Consider the following 19,053-nt stretch of genomic DNA (forward strand, 5'->3'; position numbering starts at 1 on the left):
CGGCTGCCGTACGCCATAAACAAACAGGGAGGGCTAATGCCCTCCCTGTCGCTGCTGCGCTTCATCGCGTGGATCAGTGCGCGTCAACCAATGCTATCTTCAGCACAAACAGCAGCGCCACCACCACCACGCAGGGGCTAATCTCACGCCAGCGTCCCGTGCCCGCCTTCATCACGCAGTAGGCGATAAAGCCGAGCGCGATCCCCTCGGTGATCGAGAAGCTGAACGGCATCATCACCGCAGTAATAAACGCCGGTACCGCCTCGGTCAGATCATCCCACTTAACCCGCGCCAGACTCGAGGTCATCAGCACGCCGACGTAGATCAGCGCCCCAGCGGCGGCATACCCCGGCACCATCGCCGCCAGCGGAGAGAGGAAGATCACCAGCATGAACAGCAGCCCCACCACCACGGCGGTCAGCCCGGTGCGCCCGCCGACGGAGACCCCAGAGGAGCTTTCAATGTAGGCGGTCACAGAGGAAGTGCCGATGAAAGAACCGGCGACGGAGCTGATACTGTCCACATACAGTGCCTGCTGCATGCGCGGAAACTTGCCGTTGACGTCCGTCAGACCCGCTTTATCCGTAACGCCAATCAGCGTGCCCGAGGAGTCGAACAGGTTCACCAGCATAAAGGAGAAGATAACGCCGGACAGACCGATATTCAGCGCACCGCTCAAATCGACCTGACCGACTACGCTGGTCACGCTGGGCGGCATAGAGAAAATGCCGCTGTACTGCACGTCACCCAGCAGCAGACCGATAGCCGTTGTCACCACAATCGATACCAGCACCGCGGCGTGAATGTTACGCGACGCCAGAACAGCGATGATGAAAAAGCCCAGCGCCCCCAGCAGAACATGGTGCGACGTCAACTCCCCCACCGTCACCAGCGTATCCTGGTTCGGCACGATGATACCGGCGTTTTTGAGCCCCATCATCGCAATAAACAGACCGATACCGCTGGTGATCCCCACCCGCAGGCTCAGCGGAATATTGGCGATCATCCAATAGCGAATACGGAATATCGTCAGCAGCAGCAGACCGACGGCGCCCCAGAAAATGGCGCCCATCCCGATCTGCCAGGAGAGTCCCATCGCCCCGACGACCACAAAAGCAAAGAAGGCGTTCAGCCCCATCGCTGGCGCCAACGCGACCGGAAGGTTGGCTAACAACCCCATAAGAATACTGCCGAAGGCGGCAATCAGACAGGTCGTCACAAACACGGCCTGGGTATCCATGCCTGCGGCGCTGAGGATCTGCGGGTTAACGAAGACGATGTACACCATGGTGAGGAACGTGGTGAAACCGGCAATCACTTCGGTCCTGACGGTGGTACCATGCGCCTGCAGTTTAAAGACGCGCTCGAATACGCCCCGGGATTGGGCGGTATTGGACGTGGATTGGCTCATACATGAAATCCGTATAGTGTCTTGGATGGCTATCCTATACTAAAAATGCCAAATGTTGATGTCTGTCACATCCTTTTTTTGCTGTTTTTTTGCCACCGATCAGCCAATGTGATGTAACGCAAACGCTTATATACATAAAATCGCTACAATAGACAGATAAAATCGCTTTAATATCAAAATGATAAATCCAATAGCCGTAAGGTGACCCACATGGAAAATAGTCATCACAAACATACGCAATCGCTTTCCCGCGCTGCGATGCTGCGTCTTCTGGCCGTTTCACGCGGCGATCAGCCTGCCGATCTCATCATCGACAATGTTTTCCTGCTGGATCTCATCAACGGCGGAACCCTGCCGGGCCCCATCCTCATCAGCGGTGACAGCATTGCCGGCGTCGGGCCGGCCTACGCCGGTGCCGCAGCCCTGGAGCGCATTGACGCCGGCGGTGCCGTAGCCGTTCCCGGCTTTATCGACGCCCATCTGCACATCGAATCCAGCATGATGACCCCCATCACCTTCGAAAGCGTCACGTTACCTCTCGGCGTCACCACCATTGTGTGTGACCCTCATGAGATCGTGAACGTTATGGGAGAGGAGGGGCTGGCATGGTTCCTGCGCTGCGCCGAGGGCGCGCAGCAAAACCAGTTCATACAGATCAGCTCCTGTGTGCCGGCGCTGGCCGGAACCGATATCAACGGCGCAGAGTTTCCCCTGACAGCGATGCTGCCCTACCGCGAGCATCCCCACGTGCTGGGGCTGGCAGAGATGATGAACTTTCCCGGCGTCATTGCCGGCGATGAGCAGATTCTCGATAAGCTGGATGCGTTCCGCCACCTGACGCTGGACGGCCATAGCCCCATGCTGAGCGGCAAAGCGCTGAATGCCTATCTGGCCGCCGGAGTGGAAAACTGCCATGAAACGCTGGCGCTGGAAGAGGGACGGGAAAAGCTGGCGCTGGGCATGGCGCTGATGATCCGCGAAGGCTCCGCGGCGCGCAACCTGGATACGCTGGCGCCCCTGATCAGCGAGTTCAACAGCCCGCAGTGCATGCTGTGCACCGATGACCGTAATCCATGGGAGATCGCGCACGAAGGGCACATCGATGCGCTGATCCGGCGCCTGATCCAACGGCATCACATCGCGCCACACGTAGCATACCGCGTCGCCAGCTGGTCAGCGGCGCGCCACTTTGGCCTCAAGCGCCTGGGGCTGATCGCGCCGGGGAAAAAGGCGGATATCGTTCTGCTGGATGACGTTGAGCAGGTGGCCATTCGCCAGGTATTTGCCGGCGGTAAGGCCATCGATGCACAGCTGCTGCTGCGCAGCGCAGCGACACGCCAGCTGGCCAGCTCTCCACCGCAGCACAATACCCTACGGCGAGCCCCGCTCCGCGCCAAAGATCTGACGCTGCCGCTGGCGCAGGGCGCCGACTATCGCGCCATTCAGCTGATCCCCAACGAGCTCATCACCCCGGCCAGAACGGTACGCTGGCTGGGCGATCGCTTCGATACGCCAGACGTATGCCGCATTGCGGTGATGGAGCGCTATGGTCAGCAAAGGGCGCCGGCGCTAGGCCTTCTGCACAACAGCGGCCTGAGCAAAGGGGCGCTGGCGGCGACCGTCAGCCACGACAGCCACAATATTGTGACCATCGGCCACTGTCCAGAAGAGATGGCGCTGGCGGTCAATCAGCTGATTGACGACGGCGGTGGGCTGTGTGTCGTTGCCGACGGACAGGTCGTAGCCCATCTGCCGCTGCCCATCGCCGGCCTGATGAGCTCACGATCGGCAGCGGAGATTGCCGATGTCATCGATGCGCTGAAACAGGCCTGCCGCGACTGCGGTATGACCCTGAATGAACCGTTTATTCAGATGGCGTTTCTCTCGCTGCCGGTGATTCCGTCGCTCAAGCTGACCAGTCTTGGGCTGTATGATGTAGACCACTTCCGCTTTACCGAGGTTCGCATACAGGAAGAGAGCGTTTAAACTAGGACGAAAATAACGTTGATACGGCGCGAGCCTCTCCGCGCCGACCGGCCAAAAAGGACGCCCATGAGCAGTATCCGCTGTATTCTCTTCGACTGTGATGGAACGCTGGTAGACAGCGAAATTATCTGCAGTAAAGCCTATGTCAGTATGTTCTCCCGCTATGGGATCACGCTATCGCTGGAAGATATCTATCGTGAATTCAAAGGGGTGCGGCTGTATGAAATTATCGACGTGATACAGCAGCGTCATCCATTTACGGCCGATCGCGCCGAGATGGAGTCCCACTACCGCGCCGAGGTGGCACGCCTGTTCGACAGCGAGCTCCAGCCAATCCCCCACGCCCACGAGCTGCTAAGCCAAGTCTGCGTCCCCATGTGCACCGCCTCCAATGGGCCGGTCAGCAAAATGCAGAGCTCCCTTGGCGCCACCGGAATGCTGCCCTTCTTCGGCGATCGCCTGTACAGCGGCTACGATATCCAGCGCTGGAAACCCCAGCCGGATTTATTGTTCCACGCGGCCCGGGACATGGGGGTCGATATCGGTGAGTGCATCCTCGTGGACGACTCGCCGGCCGGGGCACAGTCCGGCATTGCAGCCGGCATCCCGGTATTTTACTTTTGCGCCGATCCCCACAACCCGACGATCGACCATCCGCTGGTCACCGCCTTCGACGATCTGCGCCAGCTCCCGCAGCTGTGGCGCCAGCGCGGCTGGCAGCTGACCCGCGACGCATAAAAGAAAGCCGCCCTTATGGGCGGCCCGATACGGTTTAGCGTGAGGCGGCGTGAGAGGCTATGCCTCGTCCGTCCGGCGATGATCCGTCAGCAGCTGCTCCAGATCGTCCCCGCCGATATGGCGGAAATCCTGCCCTTTGACGTAGTAGAAAATAAACTCACAGATATTCTGGCAGCGATCGCCGATACGCTCGATAGAGCGGGCGCAGAACAGCGCCGTCAATACGCTGGGAATGGTGCGCGAGTCCTCCATCATGTAGGTCATCAGCTGGCGCACAATGCCTTCATACTCCTGATCGACCTTCTTATCTTCCCGATAAATCCGAATGGCCTCATTCAGATCCATGCGCGCAAAGGCATCCAGCACATCGTGCAGCATCTGTACGGTATGTTGTCCCAGGGACTCCAGGCTAACCAACAGCGGCTGATGCTGCTGGGAAAACTTCTCCAGCGCGGTGCGGCAGATTTTATCCGCGACGTCGCCAATGCGCTCCAGCTCGGAGATCGTTTTAATAATCGCCATCACCAGGCGTAGATCGCTGGCAGTCGGCTGACGCTTGGCAATAATTTTAACGCAGGCCTCATCGATGGCGATCTCCATCATGTTGACCTTGGCATCCCCTTCCACCACCCGGCGCGCCAGATCGGCATCCTGGTTATGCATGGCAGTGATCGCATCCGTCAGCTGCTGCTCCACCAGCCCACCCATGCTCATTACCTGGGTGCGGATATATTCAAGCTCGGCATTAAACTGACCGGAGGTGTGCTTGTTTAAATTCAGATTATCCATGTTCCCTTCCTAAAAACCATCAGCCATAGCGACCGGTAATATAGTCTTCCGTCTGCCGCTGCGCAGGGGCGGTAAACAGCTTATCTGTATCACTAAACTCAATCAGCTCACCAAGATACATAAATGCAGTGTAATCAGAACAGCGCGCCGCCTGCTGCATATTGTGGGTCACGATCACCACGGTGTAGTCCTGCTTCAGCTCGGTAATAAGCTCCTCGATGCGGCTGGTCGAAATAGGATCCAGCGCAGAGCAGGGTTCATCCAACAGTAAGACCTCTGGACGGATAGCAATACCGCGGGCGATACACAGACGCTGCTGCTGACCGCCTGACAGGCTATAGCCGCTTTGGTGCAGCTTATCTTTCGTCTCACTCCACAGCGCCGCCTTGGTCAGCGCCCACTGCACTCGCTCATCCATATCGGCACGCGACAGTTTTTCAAACAGGCGTACGCCGAAGGCGATATTGTCGTAGATGGACATAGGAAAAGGCGTCGGCTTCTGAAACACCATGCCCACCTTGGCGCGCAGCAGCGCGACATCCTGGCTGTCGGTCAGGATATTCTGGCCATCCAGTAAAATCTCCCCCTCTGCGCGCTGCTCCGGGTAAAGCTGGAACATCTTGTTAAAGGTACGCAGCAGCGTCGACTTGCCGCAGCCGGACGGACCGATGAAGGCCGTCACTTTATTTTTCTCAATATCCAGCGAGATATTCTTCAGCGCGTGGAATTTTCCGTAATAGAAGTTCAGATCGCGCACCTGAATTTTACTGTTGGTCGGGTCTGTCACTACATTACTCATCGTTTTTCTCTCTGTTAGCGACGCCGCTGCGGCAGCGCCCCAAAATTAGTGTTTTTTCTTGGCAAAAATCACGCGGGCCACGATATTCAGCAGCAGAACGCACAGCGTGATCAGTAGTACTCCGGCCCAGGCCAGCTGTTGCCACTCCGCAAACGGACTCATGGCAAACTTGAAGATAGTGACTGGCAGGTTAGCCAGCGGCTGCATCATGTCGGTGCTCCAAAACTGGTTGGAGAGCGACGTAAACAGCAGGGGGGCCGTCTCACCGGCGATACGGGCGATGGCCAGCAGTACCCCGGTAATAATCCCCGACACGGACGCCTTCAGGGTAATCGCTGAAATCATCTTCCACTTGGGTGTACCCAGCGCATAGGCCGCCTCGCGCAGGCTATCCGGCACCAGCTTTAGCATATTCTCCGTGGTACGGATAACGATCGGCACCTGCAGCAGTGCCAGCGCGATCACCCCGGCCCAGCCGGAAAAGTGCTGCATCTTAGTCACCACAATGGTGTAGACGAACAGCCCGACCACGATAGAGGGCGCAGATAACAGGATATCGTTAATAAAACGGGTCACGTTAGCAAACCAGCCGTTGCGGCCGTATTCCGCCAGATAAATGCCCGCCATTATCCCCAGCGGCGTACCGATCACCGTCGCCCACAGGATCAGCAGCCCGGAGCCAACGATGGCGTTCGCTAAACCGCCGCCTTCGGTATTCGGCGGCGGCGTCATTTCGGTAAACAGCGCCAGCGACATGCCGTCCAGGCCACGGGTAAAGGTGGATAGCAGGATCCACACCAGCCAAAACAGGCCAAAGGCCATCGTGCCCATCGACAGGCACAGCGCAATACGGTTTTTCTGGCGGCGCCAGGCCTGCATGCGGCGACGGGATTCCGCCAGCTTCTGCGGATTTTGTACGTCCATCATTGCCATATTAACGCCCCTCGTTCTTCGCCAGACGCAGAATCATCAGCTTGGACAACGCCAGCACGATGAAGGTGATCACAAATAGAATCAGCCCAAGCTCCATCAGCGCCGCGGTATGCAGCCCGGACTCCGCCTCAGCAAACTCATTGGCCAGCGCCGAGGTAATACTGTTGCCCGGCATATACAGTGAAAAGCTGTCGAGCTGGTAGGTATTGCCGATGACAAAGGTAACCGCCATGGTCTCCCCCAGCGCGCGCCCCAGCCCCAGCATAACGCCCCCGATCACCCCATTTTTAGTGAACGGCAGGACGATACGCCAGATCACCTCCCAGGTGGTACAGCCAATGCCGTAGGCGGACTCTTTCATCATGACCGGCGTCTGCTCAAACACATCGCGCATCACCGCCGCAATATAGGGGATGATCATGATCGCCAGGATCACCCCCGCCGCCAAGATGCCGATACCGAACGCCGGACCGGAAAACAGGGTACCGACGATGGGAATACCGGAAAGCACGTTGCCCACCGGGATCTGAAAATACTCGGCAAACAGCGGGGCAAAGATAAATAGCCCCCACATGCCGTAAACGATGCTGGGGATCGCCGCCAGTAGCTCAATCGCCACCCCTAGCGGACGACGTAGCCATCCCGGCGCCAGCTCCGTCAAAAATAGGGCAATACCGAAGCTGACCGGAACGGCGATGATCAGCGCGATAAGGGAAGTAACCAGCGTGCCGTAGATAGGCACCAGTGCGCCAAACTGCTCCGCGGGCGCATCCCACTCTTTGCTCCACAGGAACGCAAAGCCAAACTTCTCCATGCTGGGCAGCGCGGCGACGATCAGCGAAACGATGATCCCCCCCAGCAGCAATAGCGTAATCAGGGCCGCCAGTTTGACCAGCGCCCCAAAAATGACGTCACCAAGCTTACTCGGCGCTTTTATCATCGGCTGTTTATTAGACAAAGGCGAATCAGCCATGCGTATCTCTTCTTCAACGGTCACGGTACGGCACGCACCGTACGGTGCGTGCCAAAAAGCGATCAGTACAGCGCGTTGCCGCCGCTGTCCTTAACGCTGCTTTTCCAGGCGGTACGAATGTGCTCCACCACCGACGCCGGCAGGGTCGCATAGTCCAGATCGTTGGCCTGCTTGGCGCCTTTACTGTAGGCCCAATCGAAGAACTTCAGCACTTCCACCGTTTGCTTGGGCTTGCTGGACTCCTTGTGAACCAGAATGAAGGTGGTCGAGGTGATCGGCCATACGTTATCGCCGGGCTGATTCGTTAGATCCTGGGCGAAAGACGCACTCCAGTCAGCGCCTTTCGCCGCATTGCTGAAGCTGACCTCCGTCGGGCTGACCGCCTGCCCTTCGGAGGAGATCAGCTTGGTGTAGGCCAGCTTATTCTGCTTGGCATAGGCATACTCGACGTAGCCGATGGCGCCAGGCAAGCGCTGTACAAAGGCGGCAACACCATCGTTACCTTTTCCACCCAGCCCCGTCGGCCAGTTAACGGTAGATCCGGCGCCGACGTCACTCTTCCACTGTGCGTTGACTTTGTTCAGGTAGCTGGTAAAGACAAACGAGGTGCCCGAGCCATCGGCGCGACGCACCACGGCAATCGCCTGATCCGGCAGCTTAACGCCCGGGTTCAGCTTGGCAATCGCCGCGTCGTTCCACTTTTTAATTTTACCCAGGTAGATATCGCCCAGCGTTTCACCGTCCAGCGTCAGCTCGCCGGACTTAATGCCCGGCAGGTTAACGGCCATCACCACGCCGCCGATAACCGTCGGAAACTGAAATAGGCCGTCTGCCGCCAGCTTTTCTTCGCTCAGGGGCGCATCGGAGGCACCGAAGTCAACGGTGTTGGCAATGATCTGCTTCACGCCGCCAGAGGAGCCAATGCCTTGATAGTTTACTTTATTACCGGTCTCTTTCTGATAGGAGTCAGCCCACTTGGCGTAAACCGGCGCAGGGAAGGTGGCACCGGCACCGGTCAAGCTCTCCGCCGCAAAGGCAGGCATGGCGCTCAGGGAGACGGTCGCCGCGACAATCCCGGCGACAGCGGTACGCATCAGTTTCATATTCCCTCCAGGGAAGTGTTATTCATCTAACGTATGAACGATCGGATCAAGTATGGTGCAGGTAGCAAAATAAGGCAGTTTGATGACAGTAAAATGTATGGATTATGACAGTTTTATGACAACTCAGTGGCCAGGGCGTACGCCGCACGATAGGCCGCGGGTTCCGTCGTCAGCGCGGCGGTCATCTGCTCGACGGCCAGCAGAAAACGCAGCGCCCTCAGATAAATCGCGTATGACGATATATTAAAAATTGCGAGCTACAACAAATACATATTACTATCGTTGGTGATATTAACCACTATCCGTGTGATAATGGGCAAAATCGCTCACCTCATGGCTATGCTCACAGGATAACCGCTAAATGATTCACCAAGACAATGACAAACAACATATTAAACTGTCTTATGTGACACACTTTTACTGCAATCAGAAAAGTATTGAATCTGTCTTTTCACTGCTGCGAAAGTATGAAAATTTACCGTTATCCATCCGCAGCGCGGTGGAGTTTATTATTGTCGATGATGGCTCCCCGATAACCTACGACATTGGCAGTTTTGACTTGAATATTACTTGGTTAAAGATAACCGAGGATATTAAATGGAATCAGGCTGGCGCACGCAACCTGGGGGTTACCTATGCAAAGTCTGATAAAATTTTGCTGACCGATTTGGATCACGAACTGCCGGCCGAAACATTTGAGTACCTGATCAACGCGAGAAATCCCGGGCGTAACTTCTATAAGATATACAGAACAAGCCCTGAGCAGGGACGGTACAAAGGCCATTCTAATCTATTTTTTATGTCGCGAGCGCGTTTCTTTCGCCACTTTGGCTATGACGAAGAGTTTGCCGGTAACTACGGCGCAGAGGATTACCGTTTTGTTAAATATCATAAATATCATGGTTCTCGACAAAAATATCTGCCAAAGAAAATTATTTGCCACGAGAGAGTGCTCGATCGTGAAAAAAGCTACCATAGCCTGAGTCGCGATTTATCAGCCAATACGCCTGTCGACTTGCAAAAGCGAAAAGAGTGCGAAACATATGGCGATGAATATGGCCATAGCCGCATTTTCCTTAATTTTGAATGGAAGATTATCTACCGCCACAGTGTATTTCCAACGACGCTGCCAGCAGAAAAACGCTGGTGGAAGCCGCTATGGTGGCTACGCTATTTATCGTCCACCCTTTCTCGCTAATCCCCTCAATAAAAAGGGGATGCCGAGGCATCCCCTGATATCTCACGATCGCGCTTTATTCTACGGTAACCGACTTAGCCAGGTTACGCGGCTGATCGACGTCGGTCCCCTTGATCAGGGCGACATGATAGGAGAGCAGCTGTAGCGGCACCGTATAGAAAATCGGTGCAATCACCTCTTCTACGTGCGGCAGCGCGATAATACGCATCCCTTCACTTTCGCTAAACCCGGCGCTCTGGGCGGCGAAAACGTACAGCAGACCGCCGCGGGCGCGTACCTCTTCAATATTGGACTTTAGCTTCTCCAGCAGCTCATTATTCGGCGCCACCACCACCACCGGCATATCGGAGTCGATCAGCGCCAGTGGACCATGCTTCAGCTCACCGGCGGCGTAGGCCTCGGCATGGATATAGGAGATCTCCTTCAGCTTCAGCGCCCCTTCCATCGCGATCGGATACTGATCGCCGCGCCCTAAGAACAGCGCATGGTGCTTATCCAGGAAGTCTTCGGCCAGCGCCTCAATGCTGCGATCCAGCGAAAGCATCTGCTCAATGCGATTAGGCAACGCCTGCAGGGCATGGACAATCTCCAGCTCCGCCTCCGCAGACATACCGTGCAGACGGCCAATACGCGCCACCAGCATCAGCAATACCGTCAGCTGCGTAGTGAAGGCCTTGGTTGAGGCTACACCGATCTCGGTACCGGCGCGTGTCATCAATGCCAGGTCTGACTCACGCACCAGCGAGGAGCTGGCTACGTTACAAATCGCCAGCGAACCCAGGTAGCCAATCTCCTTGGACAGGCGCAGCGCCGCCAGCGTATCGGCCGTTTCACCTGACTGAGACAGCGTTATTATCAAGCTATTTTTACGCACGGCTGACTTACGGTAGCGGAATTCAGAGGCGATCTCCACATCGCAGGGAATGCCGGCCAGCGCCTCAAACCAATAGCGGGCAACCATACCGGAGTGGTATGACGTTCCGCAGGCGATAATTTGGATATGCTCAACCTGTGACAGCAGGCGCTCTCCGGCCTCGCCCAGCTCCTGCAGATCGATTTGACCGTGGCTAAAGCGCCCTTCAAGGGTGTTTTTGATCGCCTGCGGCTGTTCGTAAATCTCTTTCTGCATGTAGTGGCGATAGGCCCCCTTATCCCCGGCGTCATACTGCACGTTGGATTCAACTTCGGCACGCGCCGCCGGTGCACCGTCGGCGTCAAAGATCGTCACGCTGTGGCGGGTTATCTCGGCAATATCGCCCTCTTCCAGGAATATAAAGCGGCGGGTGACCGGCAGCAGCGCCAGCTGATCGGAGGCCAGAAAGTTTTCCCCCATCCCTCGGCCAATCACCAGCGGGCTGCCCGAGCGGGCGCAGACCAGCGCCTCCGGGTGCTGACTGTCCATCACCACCGTGCCATACGCACCGCGCAGCTGTGGGATGACCCGCTTAACAACCTCCAGCAGGGAGCCTCCCTGGCGCTGTTCCCAGTTCACCAGGTACGCAATCACCTCCGTATCCGTCTCGGAGGTAAAGCGGTAACCACGCTCGATCAGCTGCGCGCGCAGCGTCTCGTGGTTTTCGATAATGCCGTTGTGCACTACGCTGATATGGCCGGAGACATGGGGATGCGCATTCTGCTCGTTCGGCTCACCATGGGTTGCCCAGCGGGTGTGGGCAATACCGGTGCCGCCGACCATCGGAGACAGGGCAACCGCGTCGCTTAACGCGTTGACCTTGCCTACACGACGCAGACGTTGCATATGTCCCTGAGCGTCTACGACCGCCAGACCCGCAGAGTCATAGCCGCGGTATTCCAGACGACGTAACCCTTCCAGCAGGATCTCTGCCACATCTCGCTGCGCTACCGCGCCAACAATTCCACACATAAGGTTTGATTCCTATAGCCAAACCGCCGCAGCGGTCTGTCGATGCCCGTATCGATCTGATTGATAAACGGCGCTGTGCACCGCTGCCCCGAGCCTTGTAGAGAGTGGGGCTGATCCCTTTAGCAGGATCGTTATTATGTTTTTCCCTGTGTCCCTCATCGGGGCACAGGGAAAAACCGCTGCGGCCGTTAGGTCGCAGCGATCGCGATCATTTTTTCTTCATCGGCCGTTTCCAGCCGCTGAGCTGCACCTGTTTCACCCGGCTGAGCACCAGCTCTCCGTCACCCACATTTTTGGTTACCGTCGTACCGGCCGCGATCGTCGCACCACGGCCAACGGTAACCGGCGCCACCAGCTGACTGTCTGAACCAACGAAGACGTCATCACCGATCACCGTCTGGTGTTTATTGGCACCATCATAGTTACAAGTAATAGTCCCTGCGCCGATATTCACCCCAGCGCCGATCTCCGCATCGCCCAGGTAACTCAGATGGCCCGCCTTAGAGCCGCGCCCCAGGTATGCCTTCTTCATTTCAACGAAGTTACCCACGTGAGCCTCCGCATCGAGGCAGGCGCCGGGGCGCAGACGGGCAAAGGGCCCCACGGTACAGGCCTGTGCCAGCCGGGCACCCTCAATCACCGTATAGGGACTAATCACACTATCATCGGCGATCTGGCAATCCTTCAGCACACAGCCGCTACCGATATGAACTCGGTCTCCCAGCGTCACTTTGCCTTCGATAATCACGTTGGTATCGATCACCACATCGCGCCCGTGCACCAGCTCACCGCGCAGATCGAAGCGTGCCGGATCGGTTAGCATTACGCCAGCCAGCAGCAAACGCTGCGCCTGCTGCTGCTGATAGGCTCGTTCCAGGGTGGAAAGCTGCAGGCGGTTGTTAACCCCCTCCACCTCGCTCAGGCGTTCGGGATGCACTGCCGCAATCTGCCGCCCTTCCTGATGGGCCATGGCGATAATATCGGTAATATAGAACTCACCCTGAGCATTGTTGTTATCCAGACGGGCCAGCCAGCGCTTCAGATCCGCGCCGTTGGCCACCAGAATGCCGGTGTTGATCTCATTGATACGACGCTGCAATTCGCTGGCGTCCTTATGTTCGACGATCCCCACCACGCTGTCGTGATGACGCACAATGCGGCCATAGCCGCTCGGGTCGTCCAGTTTTACCGTCAGCAGACCGATTCCCCCCTGGGGCTTCGCCGCGATCAGGCGCTGCAGCGTCGCGGCCGAAATCAGCGGCACATCGCCGTATAGCATCAGGATATCTTCATCGTCGGAAAAATCAGGCGCCGCCTGCTGCATGGCATGGCCGGTGCCCAGCTGCTGAGCCTGTAGCACCCAGTTCAGCGGCTGGCCAGACAGATGGGCCTTCAGCAGGTCGCCGCCGTGACCGTATACCAGATGTACCTGACGGGCGCCCAGCGTCAGCGCGCTGTCAATAACGTGCTGCACCATCGGCTTGCCTGCCAACGGATGCAACACCTTAGGAAGATCGGAATACATGCGGGTTCCTTTACCGGCGGCAAGGATGACCACGCTTAATGGAGATGTCGACATAAGCAATCTGATCCATTCAAATTGATGGGGTAAAGTAAACCCGTTAAGCGGCGGGATTACTACATATTTCTCTACTCAAAACGCGCGCAGGCCAGATGTACTGCGGGGATAAGATGATGATAGATAACTTGGCAGGAGGGGGGTAAACACTCTCTTCGCCAATGCGCTTTTTCGCGCGATTAGCCCAACAATTGCGCAGCGAATATCCAGGGAGAGCGTTTTTTTTAACGATAAAAAAAACCTCTCCGCCGGGGAGAGGTTTTTTACCGTCGTCTGCTTACATCATTTTTTTGGTCAATTCGATTACGCGCAGTTTGGCAATCGCCTTGGCCAGCTCTGCAGATGCCTGAGCATAGTCAACGTCGCCGTGCGAGCTGCGGATGTGTTCTTCTGCTTTACGCTTCGACTCCATCGCACGCGCCTCGTCGAGGTCCTGACCACGGATAGCGGTATCGGCCAGTACGGTAACCGCGCTGGACTGCACCTCAAGGATGCCGCCGGAAAGGTAGATAAACTCCTCCTCTCCATGCTGTTTAACGATACGCACCATGCCAGGCTTAATGGCAGTAAGCAGCGGAGCGTGCCCCGGGTAGATACCCAGCTCACCTTCACTACCCGTCACCTGGATTTTCTGCACCAGCCCAGAGAACATCTGACGCTCCGCGCTGACCACATCCAGATGGAAAGTCATAGCCATATCACCCTCCTATCAGGCGTTACAGTTTCTTGGCTTTTTCCACGGCTTCGTCGATAGAACCCACCATATAGAACGCCTGCTCCGGCAGATGGTCATAGTCACCGTTCATGATGCCTTTAAAGCCCATGATGGTGTCTTTCAGCGAAACGTACTTGCCAGGAGAACCGGTGAACACTTCCGCAACGAAGAACGGCTGTGACAGGAAGCGCTGGATCTTACGCGCACGGGCCACAACCAGCTTGTCCTCTTCAGACAGCTCATCCATACCCAGAATAGCGATGATATCCTTCAGTTCCTGATAGCGCTGCAGAATGGACTGCACGCCGCGTGCGGTGTCATAGTGCTCCTGACCCACCACCAGCGGATCCAGCTGACGGCTGGTGGAATCCAGCGGGTCAACGGCCGGATAGATACCCAGAGAGGCGATCTGACGACTCAGAACTACGGTCGCATCCAAGTGCGCAAAGGTGGTTGCCGGCGACGGGTCAGTCAGGTCATCCGCAGGGACGTATACCGCCTGAACAGACGTGATAGAGCCGGTTTTCGTGGAGGTAATACGCTCCTGCAGCACGCCCATCTCTTCTGCCAGCGTCGGCTGATAACCTACCGCTGACGGCATACGGCCCAACAGTGCGGACACCTCGGTACCGGCCAGGGTATAGCGGTAGATGTTATCGATAAACAGCAGAACGTCGCGGCCTTCATCGCGGAACTTCTCAGCCATGGTCAGACCGGTCAGCGCCACGCGCAGACGGTTTCCCGGCGGCTCGTTCATCTGGCCGTAGACCAGAGACACTTTGTCCAGTACGTTGGAGTCCGTCATCTCGTGGTAGAAGTCGTTACCCTCACGGGTACGCTCACCTACGCCGGCAAAAACCGAGTAGCCGGAGTGTTCAATAGCGATGTTACGGATAAGCTCCATCATGTTGACGGTCTTACCTACGCCGGCGCCCCCGAACAGCCCCACTTTACCGCCTTTAGCGAACGGGCAGATCAGGTCGATAACCTTGATGCCCGTCTCCAGCAGCTCCTGGGAGTTGGACAGATCTTCGTAGCTCGGCGCCGCGCGGTGAATAGCCCAGCGCTCTTCCTCACCGATCTCGCCTTTCATGTCGACCGGATCGCCCAGTACGTTCATGATACGACCCAGCGTTGCCTTACCCACCGGGACTTCGATCGGGTGATTCTGGTCTTCTACGTCCAGCCCGCGACGCAGGCCGTCAGAAGAACCCATTGCAATACAGCGAACGACGCCGCCGCCCAGCTGCTGCTGAACTTCCAGTACCAGTTTAGTGGCACCGCCTTTTACCTCCAGTGCGTTATACACCTTCGGCACGGCATCCTGCGGGAACTCCACGTCCACCACGGCGCCGATAACCTGGATAATCTTTCCAGTAGCCATCTTGAATCCTCTACGTAATTCGTAAACCTAGCTCTTAAACCGCAGCAGCGCCCGAGACGATCTCGGTGAGCTCCTGGGTGATGCTGGCCTGACGAGCCTTGTTGTAGACCAACTGCAGCTCTTTGATCAGGTTGCCGCCGTTATCGGTTGCCGCCTTCATAGCAACCATTCGCGCGGCCTGCTCACTGGCCAGGTTTTCCACGACGCCCTGATAAACCTGTGACTCCACATAGCGACGCAGCAGGGTATCCAGCAGCGCCTTCGGATCCGGTTCATACAGGTAATCCCATGATTTCCTTTTCAGCTCTGCATCGTCTGCCTTAGGCAGCGGCAACAGCTGAAGGACCTGTGGTTCTTGGGACATGGTGTTGATGAACTTGTTGCTCACCACATACAGGCGATCCAGACGGCCCTCATCATAGGCCTGCAGCATCACCTTCACCGGACCGATCAGCTCGGACAGGGAGGGGTTATCTCCCATGCCGGTGACCTGAGCGACAACGTTGCCGCCCACGGACCCAAAGAAAGAGACTGCCTTGGAGCCGATCAGCGCGAGATCGATATCCACGCCCTTCTGGTTCCACTCTTTCATCTCTGTCAGCAGCTTCTTGAACAGGTTAATGTTCAGGCCACCGCACAGACCACGGTCGGTAGAAACCACCAGATACCCCACGCGTTTAATATCGCGCTCTTCCAGGTACGGGTGTTTGTATTCCAGATTCCCCAGCGCAAGGTGACCAATCACTTTGCGCATGGTTTCTGCATAGGGACGGCTGGCCGCCATGCGATCCTGCGTTTTACGCATTTTGGAGGCGGCGACCATCTCCATCGCTTTCGTGATCTTTTGCGTGTTTTGCACGCTGGCGATCTTGCTACGTATCTCTTTCGCGCCGGCCATCTCTGCTTCTCCTCAAAACCTTTTACGGCCCACCGTATTACTGCCGGCAGGCCGTAAGGCTATTACCAGGACTGGGTTGCTTTGAAGGTATCGAGGATGCCTTTCAGCTTACCTTCGATCTCGTCGTTATAAGCACCGGTCTGGTTGATTTGTTGCATCAGGTCGGCGTGCTCGCGATCAACGTAAGCCATCAGCGCCGCTTCGAAGCCGCCAACCTTCGCCAGCTCGACGTCTTCCAGGTAGCCACGCTCAGCGGCAAACAGCACCAGCGACTGCGCAGCAACGGACATCGGCGCATACTGTTTCTGCTTGAGCAGCTCAGTCACCTTCTGGCCGTGGCTCAGCTGTTTGCGGGTCGCGTCGTCCAGATCAGAGGCAAACTGAGAAAACGCCGCCAGTTCGCGGTACTGCGCCAGTGCGGTACGGATACCGCCGGACAGTTTCTTCATGATCTTGGTCTGCGCCGCGCCACCCACGCGGGATACGGAGATCCCCGGGTTTACCGCTGGGCGGATACCGGCGTTAAACAGGTTAGACTCCAGGAAGATCTGGCCATCGGTAATCGAGATTACGTTGGTCGGAACGAACGCGGAAACGTCACCTGCCTGGGTTTCAATGATCGGCAGCGCCGTCAGTGACCCCGTCTTACCCTTGACCTCACCCTTGGTGAAAGTCTCGACGTACTCAGCGTTAACGCGCGCTGCACGCTCCAGCAGACGGGAGTGGAGGTAAAATACGTCGCCCGGGAATGCTTCACGGCCTGGCGGACGACGGAGCAGCAGGGAGATTTGGCGATAGGCGACTGCTTGCTTGGACAAGTCATCATAGATGATCAGCGCGTCTTCACCGCGATCGCGGAAGTATTCACCCATCGCACAGCCGGCGTACGGCGCCAGATACTGCAGGGCGGCGGATTCAGAGGCCGAGGCCACGACGACAATGGTGTTAGCCAGCGCACCGTGCTCTTCCAGCTTACGCACCACGTTAGCGATGGTAGAAGCCTTCTGACCTACGGCAACGTAGATACACTTGATGCCGGAGTCACGCTGGTTGATGATGGCATCGACGGCCAGCGCGGTTTTACCGGTCTGACGGTCGCCGATGACCAGCTCACGTTGACCGCGACCGATCGGGATCATGGCATCCACGGACTTATAGCCCGTCTGTACCGGCTGATCGACCGACTGACGCTCGATAACGCCCGGGGCGATGGCTTCAACGGCGGAAAACCCGTCATGCTCGACCGGACCTTTACCGTCGATCGGCTCACCCAGGGTGTTCACCACGCGGCCCAGCAGACCACGGCCTACCGGAACCTCCAGAATACGGCCGGTACACTTGACCTTCATGCCTTCGGCCAGGTCAGCGTAGGGCCCCATCACTACCGCACCCACAGAGTCGCGCTCCAGGTTCAGTGCGATAGCGTAGCGGTTGCCCGGCAGCGCGATCATTTCGCCCTGCATGACGTCCGCCAGACCGTGAACGCGGATAATCCCGTCGCTCACGGAGACGATTGTACCTTCGTTGTGAGCTTCGCTCACCACGTCGAACTGAGCAATGCGCTGCTTGATCAGTTCGCTGATTTCGGTGGAATTCAGTTGCATGCTCCAGTCCCCTTAAGACTGCAAGACGTCTGTCAGGCGATCCAAACGGCCGCGAATGCTGCCATCGATCACCAGGTCACCCGCGCGGATAACCACGCCGGCCAATACAGACTTATCAATTTTGCAATTCAGCTTCACTTTACGTGACAGACGTTGTTCCATTGCGGCGCTGATTTTATCCAGCTGCGCCTGAGTCAGGGGCGCTGCAGAGGTGACTTCCACATCTGCCGTCGCTTCCATCGCATCACGCAGTGCAATAAACTGCTGCAGCACGTCAGGAATAACCTGTAAACGTCCGTTTTCCGCCATCACTTTAATGAAGTTCTGACCGGATTCATTGAGCTGGTCACCGCAAATATCAATGAAAAATGCCGCAAGGGTCTCCGGAGCCAAGGCACCGGACAACATTTCGGCCACGCTTTCATTGCGGGTCACCTCAGCGCTGAACGCCAGCATATTCTGCCAACGATCCAGGCTGTTATGCTCAACAGCAAAGTCAAAAGCTGCTTTGGCGTAGGGGCGAGCTACCGTGATAAATTCAGACATCGGCCCCTCCCTCCTTACAGTTCAGCGACCAGTTTATCGACGATGTCGCTGTTCGCAGCTTCATCCACGGAACGTTCAATAATTTTCTCGGCACCGGCGATTGCCAACATGGCGACCTGTTTACGCAGCTCTTCACGGGCACGCTTGCGCTCGGCATCGATTTCAGCCTGCGCCTGCGCGACGATCTTGGCACGTTCCTGTTCTGCTTCAGCCTTCGCCTCATCGATGATCTGAGACTTACGCTTGTTCGCCTGCTCGATGATCACCTGTGCGTCAGCCTTGGCTTTCTTCAGCTGGTCGGTCGCATTGGCCTGCGCCAAGTCCAGATCTTTCTTCGCACGCTCTGCGGAAGAGAGACCGTCAGCAATCTCTTTCTGACGCTTCTCTATGGCGGCCATAAGCGGCGGCCATACATACTTCATGCAGAACCAGACGAACAGGACAAACGCGATGGCCTGGCCGAGGATTGTTGCGTTAAGATTCACAGCACAATGCCTCTTAAATTAGTTAAT

General features: G+C 56.8%; 17 protein-coding genes. 3 read left to right on the forward strand and 14 right to left on the reverse strand.

Annotated features, from left to right (window positions below):
- Positions 1 to 73: 73 nt before the first annotated feature.
- Entirely contained in the window at positions 74 to 1,411 is a 1,338-nt protein-coding gene (locus tag QY76_RS02800) for an NCS2 family permease (protein ID WP_012850338.1), read from the reverse strand.
- Between the two features lie 210 nt (positions 1,412 to 1,621).
- On the opposite strand from QY76_RS02800, the gene adeD reads away from it, so the two are divergent.
- Positions 1,622 to 3,397 (forward strand): adenine deaminase, encoded by a 1,776-nt coding sequence (adeD, locus tag QY76_RS02805; protein WP_034164463.1) that lies wholly within the window; start codon positions 1,622 to 1,624, stop codon positions 3,395 to 3,397.
- 66 nt (positions 3,398 to 3,463) lie between these two features.
- Positions 3,464 to 4,135: a 6-phosphogluconate phosphatase gene (gene yieH / locus QY76_RS02810; protein ID WP_045426596.1), complete on the forward strand. Its 672-nt coding sequence runs from the start codon at positions 3,464 to 3,466 to the stop codon at positions 4,133 to 4,135.
- Positions 4,136 to 4,192: 57 nt separating this feature from the next.
- Here the strand turns inward: yieH and phoU are convergent, their stop codons facing one another.
- From phoU to pstS, 5 genes are all read right to left on the reverse strand, one after another.
- Entirely contained in the window at positions 4,193 to 4,924 is a 732-nt protein-coding gene (gene phoU / locus QY76_RS02815) for a phosphate signaling complex protein PhoU (RefSeq protein WP_034164461.1), read from the reverse strand.
- 19 nt (positions 4,925 to 4,943) lie between these two features.
- On the reverse strand, positions 4,944 to 5,723 hold the full coding sequence (gene pstB, locus QY76_RS02820) for a phosphate ABC transporter ATP-binding protein PstB (RefSeq protein WP_015462590.1): 780 nt from the start codon (positions 5,721 to 5,723) through the stop codon (positions 4,944 to 4,946).
- Positions 5,724 to 5,768: 45 nt separating this feature from the next.
- Positions 5,769 to 6,656 carry a phosphate ABC transporter permease PstA gene (gene pstA / locus QY76_RS02825; protein ID WP_034164460.1) on the reverse strand — a complete coding sequence of 296 codons (888 nt, stop codon included), beginning with the start codon at positions 6,654 to 6,656 and terminating at the stop codon, positions 5,769 to 5,771.
- 1 nt (position 6,657) lies between these two features.
- A complete protein-coding gene (gene pstC / locus QY76_RS02830) occupies positions 6,658 to 7,629 on the reverse strand; it encodes a phosphate ABC transporter permease PstC (RefSeq protein ID WP_095666549.1) in 972 nt (323 codons plus the stop codon).
- Between the two features lie 62 nt (positions 7,630 to 7,691).
- Complete coding sequence (gene pstS / locus QY76_RS02835) at positions 7,692 to 8,732, reverse strand: phosphate ABC transporter substrate-binding protein PstS (RefSeq protein ID WP_034164459.1); 1,041 nt, start codon at positions 8,730 to 8,732, stop codon at positions 7,692 to 7,694.
- A 361-nt stretch (positions 8,733 to 9,093) separates the two neighbouring features.
- Between pstS and QY76_RS02840 the strand changes: the two genes are divergently transcribed.
- Positions 9,094 to 9,930, forward strand: a complete 837-nt coding sequence (locus QY76_RS02840; RefSeq protein WP_034164458.1) for a glycosyltransferase family A protein — start codon at positions 9,094 to 9,096, stop codon at positions 9,928 to 9,930.
- Positions 9,931 to 9,985: 55 nt separating this feature from the next.
- Here QY76_RS02840 and glmS read toward each other — a convergent pair whose 3' ends face one another.
- From glmS to atpF, 8 genes are all read right to left on the reverse strand, one after another.
- Positions 9,986 to 11,815, reverse strand: coding sequence for a glutamine--fructose-6-phosphate transaminase (isomerizing) (gene glmS / locus QY76_RS02845; protein WP_045426600.1), 1,830 nt, complete (start codon positions 11,813 to 11,815; stop codon positions 9,986 to 9,988).
- A 208-nt stretch (positions 11,816 to 12,023) separates the two neighbouring features.
- Positions 12,024 to 13,394, reverse strand: coding sequence for a bifunctional UDP-N-acetylglucosamine diphosphorylase/glucosamine-1-phosphate N-acetyltransferase GlmU (gene glmU / locus QY76_RS02850; RefSeq protein WP_049648753.1), 1,371 nt, complete (start codon positions 13,392 to 13,394; stop codon positions 12,024 to 12,026).
- Positions 13,395 to 13,671: 277 nt separating this feature from the next.
- Complete coding sequence (locus QY76_RS02855) at positions 13,672 to 14,091, reverse strand: F0F1 ATP synthase subunit epsilon (protein WP_012850327.1); 420 nt, start codon at positions 14,089 to 14,091, stop codon at positions 13,672 to 13,674.
- A 19-nt stretch (positions 14,092 to 14,110) separates the two neighbouring features.
- Positions 14,111 to 15,493 carry a F0F1 ATP synthase subunit beta gene (atpD, locus tag QY76_RS02860; RefSeq protein ID WP_012850326.1) on the reverse strand — a complete coding sequence of 461 codons (1,383 nt, stop codon included), beginning with the start codon at positions 15,491 to 15,493 and terminating at the stop codon, positions 14,111 to 14,113.
- Between the two features lie 34 nt (positions 15,494 to 15,527).
- Positions 15,528 to 16,391: a F0F1 ATP synthase subunit gamma gene (gene atpG / locus QY76_RS02865; RefSeq protein WP_012850325.1), complete on the reverse strand. Its 864-nt coding sequence runs from the start codon at positions 16,389 to 16,391 to the stop codon at positions 15,528 to 15,530.
- A gap of 62 nt (positions 16,392 to 16,453) precedes the next feature.
- Complete coding sequence (gene atpA, locus QY76_RS02870) at positions 16,454 to 17,995, reverse strand: F0F1 ATP synthase subunit alpha (protein ID WP_034164455.1); 1,542 nt, start codon at positions 17,993 to 17,995, stop codon at positions 16,454 to 16,456.
- A 12-nt stretch (positions 17,996 to 18,007) separates the two neighbouring features.
- Entirely contained in the window at positions 18,008 to 18,541 is a 534-nt protein-coding gene (atpH, locus tag QY76_RS02875; protein ID WP_034164454.1) for a F0F1 ATP synthase subunit delta, read from the reverse strand.
- A gap of 14 nt (positions 18,542 to 18,555) precedes the next feature.
- Positions 18,556 to 19,026 carry a F0F1 ATP synthase subunit B gene (gene atpF / locus QY76_RS02880; protein WP_012850322.1) on the reverse strand — a complete coding sequence of 157 codons (471 nt, stop codon included), beginning with the start codon at positions 19,024 to 19,026 and terminating at the stop codon, positions 18,556 to 18,558.
- Positions 19,027 to 19,053: the final 27 nt, after the last annotated feature.

The organism is Edwardsiella sp. EA181011, from assembly GCF_000800725.1.
GTDB lineage: Bacteria > Pseudomonadota > Gammaproteobacteria > Enterobacterales > Enterobacteriaceae > Edwardsiella > Edwardsiella anguillarum.

Bases quoted from the DNA above. Each gene is read 5' to 3' on its own strand.
- QY76_RS02800 (WP_012850338.1), bottom strand. From the start codon at position 1,411: ATGAGCCAATCCACGTCCAATACCGCCCAATCCCGGGGCGTATTCGAG.
- adeD (WP_034164463.1), top strand. From the start codon at position 1,622: ATGGAAAATAGTCATCACAAACATACGCAATCGCTTTCCCGCGCTGCG.
- yieH (WP_045426596.1), top strand. From the start codon at position 3,464: ATGAGCAGTATCCGCTGTATTCTCTTCGACTGTGATGGAACGCTGGTA.
- phoU (WP_034164461.1), bottom strand. From the start codon at position 4,924: ATGGATAATCTGAATTTAAACAAGCACACCTCCGGTCAGTTTAATGCC.
- pstB (WP_015462590.1), bottom strand. From the start codon at position 5,723: ATGAGTAATGTAGTGACAGACCCGACCAACAGTAAAATTCAGGTGCGC.
- pstA (WP_034164460.1), bottom strand. From the start codon at position 6,656: ATGGCAATGATGGACGTACAAAATCCGCAGAAGCTGGCGGAATCCCGT.
- pstC (WP_095666549.1), bottom strand. From the start codon at position 7,629: ATGGCTGATTCGCCTTTGTCTAATAAACAGCCGATGATAAAAGCGCCG.
- pstS (WP_034164459.1), bottom strand. From the start codon at position 8,732: ATGAAACTGATGCGTACCGCTGTCGCCGGGATTGTCGCGGCGACCGTC.
- QY76_RS02840 (WP_034164458.1), top strand. From the start codon at position 9,094: ATGATTCACCAAGACAATGACAAACAACATATTAAACTGTCTTATGTG.
- glmS (WP_045426600.1), bottom strand. From the start codon at position 11,815: ATGTGTGGAATTGTTGGCGCGGTAGCGCAGCGAGATGTGGCAGAGATC.
- glmU (WP_049648753.1), bottom strand. From the start codon at position 13,394: ATGTCGACATCTCCATTAAGCGTGGTCATCCTTGCCGCCGGTAAAGGA.
- QY76_RS02855 (WP_012850327.1), bottom strand. From the start codon at position 14,091: ATGGCTATGACTTTCCATCTGGATGTGGTCAGCGCGGAGCGTCAGATG.
- atpD (WP_012850326.1), bottom strand. From the start codon at position 15,493: ATGGCTACTGGAAAGATTATCCAGGTTATCGGCGCCGTGGTGGACGTG.
- atpG (WP_012850325.1), bottom strand. From the start codon at position 16,391: ATGGCCGGCGCGAAAGAGATACGTAGCAAGATCGCCAGCGTGCAAAAC.
- atpA (WP_034164455.1), bottom strand. From the start codon at position 17,995: ATGCAACTGAATTCCACCGAAATCAGCGAACTGATCAAGCAGCGCATT.
- atpH (WP_034164454.1), bottom strand. From the start codon at position 18,541: ATGTCTGAATTTATCACGGTAGCTCGCCCCTACGCCAAAGCAGCTTTT.